The organism is uncultured Thiodictyon sp. (assembly GCF_903946935.1).
Classification (GTDB): domain Bacteria; phylum Pseudomonadota; class Gammaproteobacteria; order Chromatiales; family Chromatiaceae; genus Thiodictyon.
The window spans coordinates 1-12,197 of sequence record NZ_CAJAXH010000281.1 but is presented as its reverse complement, the minus strand read 5'-3'; the positions used below and the strand labels follow the sequence as shown (position 1 = coordinate 12,197).

The 12,197-nt window shown below is 65.4% G+C and carries 11 protein-coding genes; 3 read left to right on the top strand and 8 right to left on the bottom strand.

Annotated elements, in window-relative coordinates:
* The first annotated feature begins 1,001 nt into the window (after positions 1-1,001).
* The gene (locus tag QZX93_RS24630; protein WP_366761166.1) at positions 1,002-1,544 is read left to right on the top strand and encodes a DUF1016 domain-containing protein; all 543 of its coding nucleotides are present in this window, start codon (positions 1,002-1,004) and stop codon (positions 1,542-1,544) included.
* Here QZX93_RS24630 and QZX93_RS24625 read toward each other — a convergent pair.
* From QZX93_RS24625 to QZX93_RS24615, 3 genes are all read right to left on the bottom strand, one after another.
* Positions 1,468-2,673: an acetate kinase gene (locus QZX93_RS24625; protein ID WP_295389784.1), complete on the bottom strand. Its 1,206-nt coding sequence runs from the start codon at positions 2,671-2,673 to the stop codon at positions 1,468-1,470. The two genes, QZX93_RS24630 and QZX93_RS24625, sit on opposite strands and share 77 nt — an antisense overlap.
* Positions 2,674-2,678: 5 nt before the next feature.
* The gene (gene pta, locus QZX93_RS24620; protein ID WP_295389777.1) at positions 2,679-4,847 is read right to left on the bottom strand and encodes a phosphate acetyltransferase; all 2,169 of its coding nucleotides are present in this window, start codon (positions 4,845-4,847) and stop codon (positions 2,679-2,681) included.
* 366 nt (positions 4,848-5,213) lie between these two features.
* Entirely contained in the window at positions 5,214-5,612 is a 399-nt protein-coding gene (locus tag QZX93_RS24615; RefSeq protein ID WP_295389775.1) for a dihydroneopterin aldolase, read from the bottom strand.
* Between the two features lie 122 nt (positions 5,613-5,734).
* On the opposite strand from QZX93_RS24615, the gene plsY reads away from it, so the two are divergent.
* The gene (gene plsY / locus QZX93_RS24610; protein WP_295389779.1) at positions 5,735-6,367 is read left to right on the top strand and encodes a glycerol-3-phosphate 1-O-acyltransferase PlsY; all 633 of its coding nucleotides are present in this window, start codon (positions 5,735-5,737) and stop codon (positions 6,365-6,367) included.
* Positions 6,368-6,428: 61 nt separating this feature from the next.
* Complete coding sequence (locus QZX93_RS24605; RefSeq protein WP_295389773.1) at positions 6,429-7,355, top strand: alpha/beta hydrolase; 927 nt, start codon at positions 6,429-6,431, stop codon at positions 7,353-7,355.
* Positions 7,356-7,535: 180 nt separating this feature from the next.
* Here QZX93_RS24605 and QZX93_RS24600 read toward each other — a convergent pair whose 3' ends face one another.
* The 5 genes from QZX93_RS24600 to QZX93_RS24580 form a co-directional block, all read right to left on the bottom strand.
* On the bottom strand, positions 7,536-8,678 hold the full coding sequence (locus QZX93_RS24600; RefSeq protein WP_295389772.1) for a radical SAM protein: 1,143 nt from the start codon (positions 8,676-8,678) through the stop codon (positions 7,536-7,538).
* Positions 8,679-8,684: 6 nt separating this feature from the next.
* A complete protein-coding gene (locus tag QZX93_RS24595; RefSeq protein WP_295389770.1) occupies positions 8,685-9,464 on the bottom strand; it encodes a hypothetical protein in 780 nt (259 codons plus the stop codon).
* Between the two features lie 112 nt (positions 9,465-9,576).
* Positions 9,577-9,921, bottom strand: coding sequence for a hypothetical protein (locus tag QZX93_RS24590; protein WP_295389768.1), 345 nt, complete (start codon positions 9,919-9,921; stop codon positions 9,577-9,579).
* A 174-nt stretch (positions 9,922-10,095) separates the two neighbouring features.
* Positions 10,096-11,169 carry a DUF2333 family protein gene (locus QZX93_RS24585; protein ID WP_295389766.1) on the bottom strand — a complete coding sequence of 358 codons (1,074 nt, stop codon included), beginning with the start codon at positions 11,167-11,169 and terminating at the stop codon, positions 10,096-10,098.
* A gap of 113 nt (positions 11,170-11,282) precedes the next feature.
* On the bottom strand, positions 11,283-11,729 hold the full coding sequence (locus tag QZX93_RS24580) for a cupin domain-containing protein (protein WP_295389764.1): 447 nt from the start codon (positions 11,727-11,729) through the stop codon (positions 11,283-11,285).
* Between the last annotated feature and the right edge of the window lie 468 nt (positions 11,730-12,197).

Genomic DNA, 12,197 nt, shown 5'->3' with positions numbered 1-12,197 from the left:
TCGGAGCACCCACACAAGTTATCTAAACAAATTGTTAAAGAACTGCGGCAACACGTTTTTGCTGCCAAGACGAACCATTCTACAGCATCCTCGCTCCCTGTCAACTGCATCGGCGAATCCGCTTCACCGCCGCCACTCCCTTAGCACACCTGCCATCGCTCCGGATGACGCCGCCAGTCCTTAGCCAGCCGAAAATTATATCCGGTTTCGACACCCTGTCAACACCCCCTACACACTGCACCAGACCGACTCGGTCGTCTGCCGGTGCCTCCTGGCCGCTGCATCCGTCAGCGAGCCGCGCATCTTACAGCCTCACAGAAAAGTGTCAAGCCGAGAATTAGCGCGCGGGTGACGGGATCGCCGACATCAAAATAAAGGTGTCCCAAACGCCACGCCCTCCTCCACCTGGGACCTCACGCTGCCAAGACCGCGGCGCCCGAAGCGGGCCTTGATCGCCATTCCGGCCGCGCCGGCCGGCCCGCGGTTCTCGTGCCACCGCTCCAGCGGTGGCACGCATGTGTTAGGCGCTGCGCGCCTAGGGGCTCGGCGGCTCACACGATGATCAAGACCCGGTTTCCTGTAGCCTAGATGGAGCGCAGCGGAATCCAGGGTTCCCCGGTAAGCCGCTGATCTTTTGATTATCCGCGAGGCCCCACCCGGATTCCGCTGCGCTCCATCCGGGCTACGCCGAGCACGCTCCGATTATTTTGACAGTCTCACTGGGATGCGGCGCTCCCAGTCGGTCGACCTGACGGCCAACCGACCCGACTCGGTGGCAGGAGCGATGATCAAGGCCCCCGAAGCGGCACCGGCGAGGCCGCAGCCCCAAGGCCACGGCAGTCACCTTGCCGTTGGGGTCCAGGCGAGGAAACGGGATCTACCCCAGGCCGGCCGGGCGACACGCAGCAGCGCCCGGCGCTTGGTGATGCCCCCTTCCCTGCTTCTGGTATGCTCGTCAAACCCTTGAACAAGGCTGGAGCCGCGACACTCTCACGGTTCAGATCAAGCACCGCGCCCATGAGCGCCAGGGCGGTGCCGTCACCAACTTCGCCAACACCCTCGCGGAGCCGCATGCCAGTCTCGCCCAGGGTCTGCTGAAGGACCCCTATCTCTTCGATTTCCTCACCCTGGAAGAACCCTTCCACGAGCGCGAACTCGAAACCGGGTTGCTCGCTCATATCCAAAAATTTCTGATCGAACTCGGACGCGGCTTTGCCTTCGTGGGCCGCCAATATCGGTTGGAAGTCAGTGATCGTGAGTTTTACCTCAATCTTTTGTTCTATCACCTGCACCTGCGCTGTTTTGTCGTGGTCGATCTCAAGAAGGGCGACTTCAAGCCCGAGTATGCGGGAAAGATGAACTTCTACTGCTCAGTCGTCGATGACCAACTCCGCCACCCACACGACGAGCCCACCATCGGTCTCATCCTCTGCCAGACGAAGGACCGCATCCTTCGATCCTCATCCTTCACCCGCCCCCCACCGCCGCCAACGCCTGCCGGGCGATGGCCAATTCCTCGTTGGTCGGAATCACCAGGATCTTAACCTGGCTGTGGGCCGCGCTGATCGCCCGCTCGCCCCGGTCCGCGGACAGATTGGCGCTGTCATCGAGCGCGATGCCTAGGTTCTCCAATCCGGCACAGGCGCGGTGGCGGACCTCGGCGTCGTTCTCGCCGATGCCGCCGGTGAAGACGATGGCGTCCACCCGACCCAGCTCGGCGTAATAGGCGCCGATGTACTTGCGGATGCGCCGCGCGGTGATGGCGATGGCCAGTTCGGCGCGGTCGTCGCCTTCCGCCGCCAGGCGGTGGATCTCACGCATATCATTGACGCCGCAGAGTCCCAGTAGACCGCTCTGGCGATTGAGCAGGTCGTCCAGGGCCTGGTTGTCGAGCCCCAACTGTTCGGCCGTATAGAACAGGATCGCGGGGTCGAGGTCGCCGCAGCGGGTGCCCATGACCAGGCCCTCCAGCGGGGTCATCCCCATGGAGGTATCGATACTGCGGCCGGCGCGGATGGCGGTCGCACTGGCGCCGTTACCCAGATGCAGGGTGATCAGGTTGCACCGATCAAAGGGCTTACCCAGGACGGCGGCGGCACGCTCCCCCACATATTGGTGTGAGGTGCCGTGAAAGCCGTAGCGGCGTACCCGGTGCTTCAGGTACAGATACTCAGGGATGGCATAGCGGTAGGTGGCGCTCGGCATGGTCTGGTGGAAGGCGGTGTCGAACACCGCCACCGAGGGCACCCCGGGGAAGAGGGTACGGGCCACCTCGATGCCGTCCAGATTGGCCGGGTTGTGCAGTGGGGCGAGCGGGATCATGTCGCGGATCGCCTCGACCACGGCATCGTCCACCAGGGTCGGGCGCTGGAAGCGCTCGCCGCCATGCACCACCCGGTGACCGATGGCCGCGAGCTCCGACAGGTCCGCCAGCACCCCGCCCGCCTGCAACCCGGCGACGATGCGCTCGATCCCGTCGCGATGGTTGGGAATGGGCAGGCGCGTCTCATCGGTGCGCGAATGGCCCTGCGGATCGGTCCACCGGTAACTCACCTCCCCCTCGTCCTCGCCGATGCGCGAGACGGCACCGGCGGCGATGGCGCGCCAGGTGGCGACCGCGAAGAGCTGGAACTTGATGGACGAACTGCCTGAGTTCAGTACCAAGACCTTCATTTCGCTCACGCGCTCACCGCGGCTTCGACCGCCAGGCTCGCCCCCGCCGGCGCCACCTTGGATGGCGCCGCACTGACCCACGCGTGCTGGACCTCGATCTGTGCCTGGATGGCCGTGATGGCGACGGTGTTGACGATGTCGGTCACGGTACAGCCGCGGCTCAGGTCGTTCACCGGCTTCTTCAGGCCCTGGAGGATCGGACCGATGGCCACCGCGCCGGAGCTGCGCTGCACCGCCTTGTAGGTGTTATTGCCGGTGTTGAGATCCGGGAAGATGAAGACGGTGGCGCGTCCGGCCACCTCGCTCCCGGGCATCTTGGAGGCGCCCACGCTGGCATCCACCGCCGCGTCATACTGGATCGGACCATCGATTTTGAGATCCGGGCGGCGCGCGCGCACGCTGCTCACCGCCTCCCGGACCCGCTCCACATCCTCACCCTTACCGGAGGTCCCGCTGGAGTAAGAGAGCATGGCGATCCGCGGCTCGATGCCGAAGGCCGCGGCCGTGGCGGCGGAGGAGATGGCGATGTCCGCGAGCTGCTCCGCGTCCGGGTTCGGATTGATCGCGCAGTCGCCGTAGACCAGTACCCGGTCGGGCATGCACATGAGAAAGACGCTGGAGACCAGCTTGGTCCCCGGGGCGGTGCGGATGGTCTCGAAGGCCGGGCGGATGGTGTGCTGGGTGGTATGGTCCGCACCCGACACCATGCCGTCGGCGTCGCCACAGTAGACCATCAGGGTCCCGAAATAGCTCACGTCCACCAGCACGTCGCGGGCCATCTGCTCAGAGATCCCCTTGTGCTGACGCAACTCATGGTACACGCGGGCATAGCGCTCCCGCTCCGGGGAGGTCGCCGGGTCGACGATCCGCACGCCGTTGAGGCTCAGGCCCAGTTCGGCACAGCGCCGGGCGATCCGCTCGGGGTCGCCCAGGATCGTCAGGTCCGCCACCTTACGCAGTGCCAGGATCTCGGCAGCGCGCAAGACACGCTCGTCGGCCCCCTCCGGCAACACGATGTGTCGACGAATCGACTTGGCACGGCGGATCAGTTGGTACTCGAACATCAGCGGCGTGATGCGCTCGGAGTGTCGGACACTGATGCGTCCACGCAGGTCGTCGACGTCCACGTTGGACTCGAATACACCCAAGGCCGCAGCGATCTTGCGCTCGTCCCCGGGCAGGATGGTCGGCTCGATGCGATTGACGTTGAGGCTGGCCTGAAAGGTATCGGTCGCCACACTCAAGATCGACATCTTGGTCTGCTCCATCCCCTCCAGCAGGCGCAGGACGCTGTCGGCCGGGCGGTGGCCGCCGGTCAGTACCAGCCCGGCCACGCGCGGAAAGGCGGCGGAGGCCTCCGCCGCCAGGCTCGCGAGGATGATGTCGGAGCGGTCCCCGGCGGTGATGACCAGACACCCATCCTCCAAATGGGCCAGGAAGTCGGGCACCTCCATGTCCGCCACCTTGTAGCTGGTGACCACCTGGTTGAGTGCGTCACCCTCGCCGATCAGGCACTCGGCCCCCAGTGCCTGGCCGATCTCGCCCACCGTCGACATGCGCAGCGTCGGCTGCGCCGGCAGCACATAGACCTTCTCGGTCGTCGGCATCAGCGCGTGGGCGCGCGCACTCACCTGCTCCAGATACTCGGGTGAGACACCATTGATGATGCTCGCCAGCACGTCGCCGCCGCGATTGCGCATGGACTCGTGGGCCAGCTGCAGGGCCTGCACCGCGTCGGTGGGACGGCGCCCGAAGCCCCTGACCACCACCACCAGGGCACACCCCAGGTTGTTGGCCAGGTCCGCGTTGAAGTCGAACTCCAGGGAGGGGATCAGCCCGCGGAAGTCGGTCCCGGACACCACCACCATGTCGCAGCACTCTTCCAACCGCTTGAATTTATCCAGGATCAGCTTCAGGAACTCGTCATACTGGCCGCCCCCGATCAGCTTGCGTGCGCTCTGCGCGGTACAGCCGTAGAGCATCTCGGGCGCGAACGGCAGCGCGTAACGACTGCGGATCAGGGTCATCAGGTTGTCGTCTTCCGGCGCCGTCGCGATCATCGGGCGGAAGAACCCCACCTTGCGGTTCACCGCATAGAGCATCTCCATGAAGCCCAGGATGACCGCCGCCTTGCCGCTGCCGGAGCTGGCGCCGGCGATGTAGACACTTTGCATTGCTGCTTCTCCACGAAGATGAGGTGGCAGCCTGGGGCCGGCCGGCCCCACGATGCTGCATTGCAGCAATTGTGGCACGTCAGAGGCTGAAGCAGCGAAAAAATGTTGGCACGTGCGCGCAACGCCCCACCGCGGGGCGGCTCGCGCCACCCCGAGCTCCCATCTGGCGGCCGATCTCGCGCGAAGGTCTCACGAGTCTCACGCCAAGGCGCCAAGATCGCCAAGATCGCCAAGAAAACAGTCGATTAGTCGATAACGGGCACCCGGATTGACGCGCCGACGAAATTGCCAACAATACCAAATATTGCTTCCACACTCAGAACCTTGGCGTGCTTGGCCCCTTGGCGTGAGACGATCTTTCCCGGCTCAGAGACCCTCTGCGCAGACCGCGCGACTCCCGCGCTCGATGATGACGCCCACGTCCACCCCCGCGCCCACCGCGTCCGGCTTGTTGAGGCACAGCCGCACCCAGGGGCAACCGAACTCGTCGTGCAGGATGGCGGCACAGTGCTCGGCCAGGGTCTCGACCAGCTCAAAACGGCTCTCGCCGACGAACTGGGTCAGACGACGCGTGACCGCGTCATAGTCCAGCGCGTCCGCGATCCGGTCGGTGGCCGCGGCCCGGCGGGTATCGCTACCCAGTTCCAGGTCCAGGACCACCGGGCGGCGGATACGCTTTTCCCAGTCGTGGATGCCGATAATGGTCTCGATGGTCAGACCGCGGATAAAGACGATGTCAAACGCAGGGGTGGCGGGTAGGGTCATGCGGGGGCTCCGGCGATGCTCAGGACGGCCATGATGCCCCAGGACCGGCCGGCACGACAGCCGGCGCTGCCGGCCCTTGACCCGCCGCGGCATCCCGGTTCCAATGGGCGCCTATGATTACCATGATTACCGCCACCGCACTCGTCATCGCCGCCTACCTGCTGGGCTCCATCTCGAGCGCGATCATCGTCTGCCGTCTGATGGGCCTGCCGGACCCGCGCACCCAGGGTTCCAACAACCCGGGGGCCACCAATGTCCTGCGCATCGGCGGGAAAAAGCCCGCCGCCATCACACTCTTCGGGGACAGCCTGAAGGGGCTGCTGCCGATGCTCGCCGGGCACCTCTTGGGGGTCGGGCCGGCAGTGCTGGCGGCCACCGGGCTCGCCGCCTTTATCGGCCACCTCTTTCCGGTCTTCTTCGGCTTCCAGGGGGGCAAGGGGGTGGCGACCGCCTTCGGTGTCCAGTTTGGGATCTTCTGGCCGGCCTTCGGGCTGTGGTGGCCAGTCGGACTGCCGGTCGTACTGATCTGGCTGTTCGTGGCCAAGGTCCTGAAGATTTCCTCAGTCGCCGCCCTGGTTTCAATGGCCCTAGCACCGCTCATCGTCTGGCTCCTGGGCCTGCCGCCGTCGCTGATCGGGATGCAGTTGGTCATGAGCGGTCTGCTGATCTGGCGCCATCGCAGCAACATCGAGAACTTGCTCTCCGGGCGCGAGGACCGCCTGACCGACCCGCCCGACCCCTCCGCTAAGGACTGATCCAGGCCCCAGGTTCAAGCCGGTCCAGGCGTGCCGGGCGCGCCGCCATCGAGGTCTTCACATGCACCGCCGCCGCACCCGACTCCCGCTCATCTGGTGCTTGGGTTTCCTGGCGTGGGGCGGGCTTGCCAGTGCCCAGCCCAAAGTCGCCCCGCCCGCCTGTGCGATCGCCGCCGGCGCCGCGACCCTGGATGACGGCGTCGTCCACTACAGCCGGGCCGGCCACGGACCCGCGGTGCTGCTGCTCCATGGGCTGTTCGCTCAGAAGGAGCAGTGGCACGACCTCCTGTGTACCTTGGCGGCGGCCGGCTTCGACGCGGTCGCCCCGGACCTACCCGGGTTCGGCGCCAGCGCGGACTTCCCGGTCAACGATTACGACCTGGTGCGTCAGGCCGACCTGCTGCACGCCTTCGTCGGCACCCTGGGGCTCACCGACATCGCCCTGGCCGCCAACTCAATGGGCGGGACCATCGCGGCACTCTATGTGGAGCGTCACCCACACGAGGTGCGCCGCCTGGCCTTCATCGGGCCGCCGCTGGGGGTGGTGGACTGGTCCCCCGGGGTCCGTCAGGCCATACAAAAGGGCGTCAATCCATTCATCCCGATCGATCCGGAGCAGTTCGACCTGGAGCTGCGGCTGCTGTTCGCCGCGCCGCCGGCCGTCCCCGAACGCATCCGCGAGGCCCTGCTCAAAGACTATGTGACCCGCAATCGACACTACCAGCAGGTCTGGGACATCGTGAACCTCTACGGGCGGGCATTGGACCGGCCGCCACGCCTGCCGCCCCAGGTGCTGATCCTGTGGGGTGAGGCCGACGGGGTCTTTGCGGTCGCGGGCGCCGAGTCGCTGCACCAACGCCTACCCGGCAGCGCCCTGGTCACCCTCCCCGGGGCCGGCCACCTGCCGATGCTGGAGCGGCCGACAGAGACCGCGGGGGCGCTAATCCCCTTCCTACGGGAACGGCCAGGACCGCAGCACGGTCATTAATCCTAAATCCAGAAATCGCTCACGCCAAGGCGCCAAGCTAGCCAAGACATACAATTTGTTAGGCGAATTCAGCAGATCGCCCGCGGGGTGAATCGCCCAGCGCAGATAATGCACTGAAACACCTTGGCGAGCTTGGCGTCTTGGCGTCTTGGCGTGACAACTGCGCTTTCGGTTAATGCCTTAGGCCCTGCCCTCGCCCGCCGACACGCGGGCCATACGCGCGGCGGCGGATGCCAGGTGCCCGAACAGGGTCTTATAAAGCGCGCAGTGGGGGTCTTTTTCAAATAGCGTGCCATGCACCGAGAAGGCCCGTACCGGGCAGCCGCCGTGGCACAGGGCCAGGTAATCGCACTCGATGCAGTCGCGCGCCACCAGGGCCATCGGGCGTTGGTGAAAACGCTCGCGCGCCGCACTCCCGGCGAGCATGGTGCTCAGGCTGTCGCACTCAAAGATGTTACCGAACCAATAGTCTGGGTAGCTCGCCACCCAGCAATCGCACTGGGCAACATTGCCGCGGGGGTCGATGCAGAGGATGTGATTGGCGCAGTCGTCGGTCCAGATGCACGGCAGCACACAATGGGTGCCGCTGAAATAGGCCAGCAATTCGTCGAATGGGCCGAGACGCACCCCCTGCTGGTAACCACGCGCCAGCCAGACCTCGGCCAACTCGATAAAGAAGCGCCCGAGTGTATCGCCACCCAATGGCATCAGCCCCTTGGCCGTATTGGACTCGCCCCCGGGGAATGGCGTATTGACCTGGAAACTGCGGATGCCGAGTTCATCGACAAAATGGTTATAGAACCCCGCCGCGCCGAGCGCCAGGGTGGCGGCGTTCGGCACCGCAATGACACCCACCTCGATGCCCGCCGCACGCGCCAGGCGCACCTTGTCCAGCCATACCCCATTGTAATCGTCGACCGTCTGACCGACCCGCCGACGATAAAGGTTGGGATAGTCCAGCGAGGTGCTGATCACATTGTCGAACATCTCGCGGATCACCGGGTCCCAGCGCGCGCTGTAGCCGATCATGTTGGTCTGCAAGCCATGGCTCACCACCCGCCCGCGCTGCTCGGCAGCCTCGCCAATAAGCGCGTAGGCACGCGCGAACCAGGACGGCGGCAAGGTCATGACCTCGCCGCCCTGCCAGTGGATCAGCAACTCGGGGATATCCTTTTCGACCAGATGGTCCAGAACCTTATCGATCAGGACCTGGAGTCGCTCCAGGCTCAACCGGTCATTGGTCTTGTCCTCGAAACAGTAGTCACAGTCGGCATTGCACTTGAGGGTCGGCAACAGAATGAGCGAAAAAACTTGTGTACCCATCGCCGCTCAACCCTGCGCCGCCGCATAGTCGGCCAGCCCCTGGCGCAGTTCGTCCGCCGCCGCGCGCAACTCGGCGAACAGCGGCTTCACACCGGCACAGTCATAGTCGGTTCGGGGCCATTTGAAATAGCCGCGACAGGGCGCGCGCCAGGGACAGTCGCGACACTGGCCCCCCGCCGCGACCAGTGCAGCGCACCAGTCGGCGACTGACTCCGGCCCTTGGTCGGGCAACGCCGCGCCTCGCTCATCCAGGATGCAGACCTCCGCCGGGTCTTGTTCCAGTAGCGACCAGAGGCCAAGCGGGGAATCGTTCAGGAAGGCGAGCAACACCGAGTGAAAGGGCTCCACCGGGCAGGCGACCGTGGGGTTATGGAGATAGCCATCGAGTGCCTGCCGGAGCTGCGCAAGCGCGTCGAGCGTCGGCTGATGCCCGAGCAGACGTACCGAGAAACCGAGCGAGACCGCCAACTTGACGGCCCCGGCCAGACCGGGCAACACGGGGATACTGACCCGCACCGGGTGGCGGTCCAGCAAGGCGGTGCAGCGGTAGAGCAAGGGAAGCTCAACCGCCGGATCGGCCATGACCAGATCCAGCGCCAAACCCTCGCACCAGTCGGCGAGCGGTGCTAAGTCCCGGGTAAGATCAGTGACCTGGATGAAATCCACCGCCGCCGGGACCTCAGGGCCAAACAGGCGCCGGGGCTCGGCGGGGTCGGCAGTGCGCAGAATCAGGCGTTGCCCCGGGAAGGCGTCGAACAATGACGCGGGAATACTCAATACAGTCATGGCCTGTCTATCCTCGGAAGCCGTGTGCCGAGGCCGGGACCGGCCCGTTTGACCAACCAACGCCCGGACTTGCCGCCCGGGCGCTGTCTCACTGAGCGCGAGTCCGCGCCAATCAGCGCCGGTTGATCCAACTACCACCGCGATGCCGGTTGACCCAGCCGCCACCGCCGTGCCGGTTGACCCAGCCGCCACCGCCAAAACCGCCGCCATGGCGATTGACCCAGCCGCCGCCACCACCGCCATGGCGGTTGACCCAGCCGCCACCACCGCCACCATGACGGTTGACCCAGCCCGCCTCGGCATCCGACTCGGGCAAGGCCAGTCCGCCAAACACGGCCGCGCCGATCACGATCTTCGACCAGCGGCCCAGGCCGACCAGAAAGCTCCGACGGCCGTGCAGTTCCTCGTCCACCGCGTCCGACGCGGGCCCTGGTTCGGTCATGGATGTGTCGCTCATTTGGTGATCCTCTTTAAGTCTTACGGTCGCGGGATGCTAACAGTGCGCCCAGCCCCGCGCACCAGATAACTAGTGTGGGTACACGCCGAATAATGACCCGCCCCACACCAGTCAACCTCTGGACGCTGGCCCCCAGCGAGCCAGCGGCGCACGTCTCCCGCCCATCCGGCCCAGTTACCCCTGAACCAACAGATTACGCAAGTCGATGACCGCCGCGTTGGCACGCGAGATATAGGACGCCATCACCAACGAGTGATTGGCCATGGGCCCGAAGCCGGTGCCGTTGAGGATCATCGGACTCCAGATCGTGTTCTGGGTGTTTTCCAGCTCGCGGATGATCTGCTTGATCGAGACCAGTGCATTCTTGTTCTGGAGCACCGGGGCAAAGTCGATCTCGATGGCCTTGAGGCTCTGGAGCAGTGCCCAGGTATAGCCGCGCGCCTCGAAGAAATAGTCGTCGATCTTGTTCCAGGGGGTCTTGGTCCGCGACTGGGCGGGGACCGGCGTCGACTGGCGGGCGCTCGGGTCGCCGGCCAAGGCGGTGTTGAGTTGGTTCTGACCGACGGCGTAGGACAGTCGCTGCCCCAGACTGCCCAGGCGCTTGCTGACCACCTGCAGGTAGGCGGTCAGGTTGTCGGCACGGGCAAAGAATTGACCGTCATATTGCTTCGCGTCTGCGAGCCGCCGCAGATAGCGCTGCAGCGAGGCGATACCACCGCGGTATTCCGACTCGGAAGAGGGGAAAATCCAGGACTCCGAGTCGTAATTGAATTTGGGTTCCGCCTGCTGTAAGTCGGGGTCTTCCACCGACTGGCTCTGGGACCGGGCAAAATCGTTGCGCAGGGCGCTGGAGAGGTCACGCAGTTCGGTCAACGCACCGAACTCCCAGTTGGGAATATTGTCTAGATAGACCCCGGGCGGGGCGACGTCGTTGCTCAGATAGCCCCCGGGCTTGTCCAGCAGGGTCTCGGCGATCCCCATGGCGGTGGCCGTCGTCACGACGCCGGTTACCAATTTGGCCGGGTCATTGCCGACCAGCTTCAGGGCGTGTTCCCGCACGTCGAACGGGCCGGGCGAGCGCGACCACAGGACCCCCAGGATCACGACCACCACCAGATAGGTGAGGACGAACAGCCCCGCGGTCCACCACAGGCCCTTCTCCTTCCAGGTGCGGGGGTGATACATGGTCGCCAACTTGGAGACAGTCTCTACCAAGCGCGGTAGTTGCGCGGCAAGTGGTTCGCTCATCAGGGGTTCCTCTGTTTCAGGTCAATGCGTTACGGAAGGCATGCGACGGCGCAGCCGACGGCCCGCGCGCGCTGCGGCGACAGTATAGGCAATCGCGGGTGCGCCACGGCAATTCAGTCACTGGGGTTCGGGGTGGGCACCGGCATCTTCTCGCTCACGGCTTGCCCGCGGATCCCCGCGTAAAACACCGCCAGTTTGACCGGCACGGTCCCGACATTGCGACCGTTATGCACGGTGTTGACCACTTCCGCGAGTGCCTGGCCCGCCACCAGATGGTGTACTAAACCCTCTTGCGTCGTGACCTCCAGCGTGCCTTGCAACACGAAGGCAAAGGACGGGACCGGGTGCCGATGCCAACCGGTCTCCCCGCCCGGGGCGATCTCCACCAAGAGCGCCGTGACCTCCGCCGGCCCGCTCGGATAGGCCAGCGGCGCCCCGTTCCAGGTGGTCGTGGTCTTGAGCAGTGGAGTGACCTGCACCGTCGCGCTCGCGTCCAGCGCCGCCGCGCCGCGCACCCCGAACACCAAGGCCAGTGCGACCATCGCCGATTGCATCTTCATGCCGATTTACCTCCCCCTACGATCATAAGGACGATACCTTGACTTGACCCGCCGCCCGCGGCGGCGGGGCCGGCCATCGGCGACAAGCATAGCCGGTCGGCGCCTGCCCCACCGGCCGCTGCCCAAGAAATACCTCGTAGTCGACGACCGCAGCGCCCGGACGTTGCCGTGAAGGTCGCGCCGGGAGCGCGCTCCAATTCTCCCCCCCCCCCCGCGTGGGGGAGGGGGGGAACGGCCGGCGCCCGCCACTTTCATCTTGCGGGGTGGTGCGGGCGCCATGGCCGTGACCAGTGGCCCGCCGAGCCGGGCGCGGGACACAGGACAACTGCCAGGGCGGAACCGTTCTAGCCAGGACTCTCTGTTGCAACCGGCGGTTGTCCGCAACACTGGACAACGCCAGGTGGCCCGGGTATAAAGCACGTCGGTCCCCTTACTGTCCGAGGCCCCGTGCGTGAACCTTCGTGAGGT

Excerpts from the sequence above, each read along its gene's own strand:
- QZX93_RS24625 (WP_295389784.1), bottom strand. The coding sequence starts at position 2,673 with ATGAAGGTCTTGGTACTGAACTCAGGCAGTTCGTCCATCAAGTTCCAG.
- pta (WP_295389777.1), bottom strand. The coding sequence starts at position 4,847 with ATGCAAAGTGTCTACATCGCCGGCGCCAGCTCCGGCAGCGGCAAGGCG.
- QZX93_RS24615 (WP_295389775.1), bottom strand. The coding sequence starts at position 5,612 with ATGACCCTACCCGCCACCCCTGCGTTTGACATCGTCTTTATCCGCGGT.
- plsY (WP_295389779.1), top strand. The coding sequence starts at position 5,735 with ATGATTACCGCCACCGCACTCGTCATCGCCGCCTACCTGCTGGGCTCC.
- QZX93_RS24605 (WP_295389773.1), top strand. The coding sequence starts at position 6,429 with ATGCACCGCCGCCGCACCCGACTCCCGCTCATCTGGTGCTTGGGTTTC.
- QZX93_RS24600 (WP_295389772.1), bottom strand. The coding sequence starts at position 8,678 with ATGGGTACACAAGTTTTTTCGCTCATTCTGTTGCCGACCCTCAAGTGC.
- QZX93_RS24595 (WP_295389770.1), bottom strand. The coding sequence starts at position 9,464 with ATGACTGTATTGAGTATTCCCGCGTCATTGTTCGACGCCTTCCCGGGG.
- QZX93_RS24590 (WP_295389768.1), bottom strand. The coding sequence starts at position 9,921 with ATGAGCGACACATCCATGACCGAACCAGGGCCCGCGTCGGACGCGGTG.
- QZX93_RS24585 (WP_295389766.1), bottom strand. The coding sequence starts at position 11,169 with ATGAGCGAACCACTTGCCGCGCAACTACCGCGCTTGGTAGAGACTGTC.
- QZX93_RS24580 (WP_295389764.1), bottom strand. The coding sequence starts at position 11,729 with ATGAAGATGCAATCGGCGATGGTCGCACTGGCCTTGGTGTTCGGGGTG.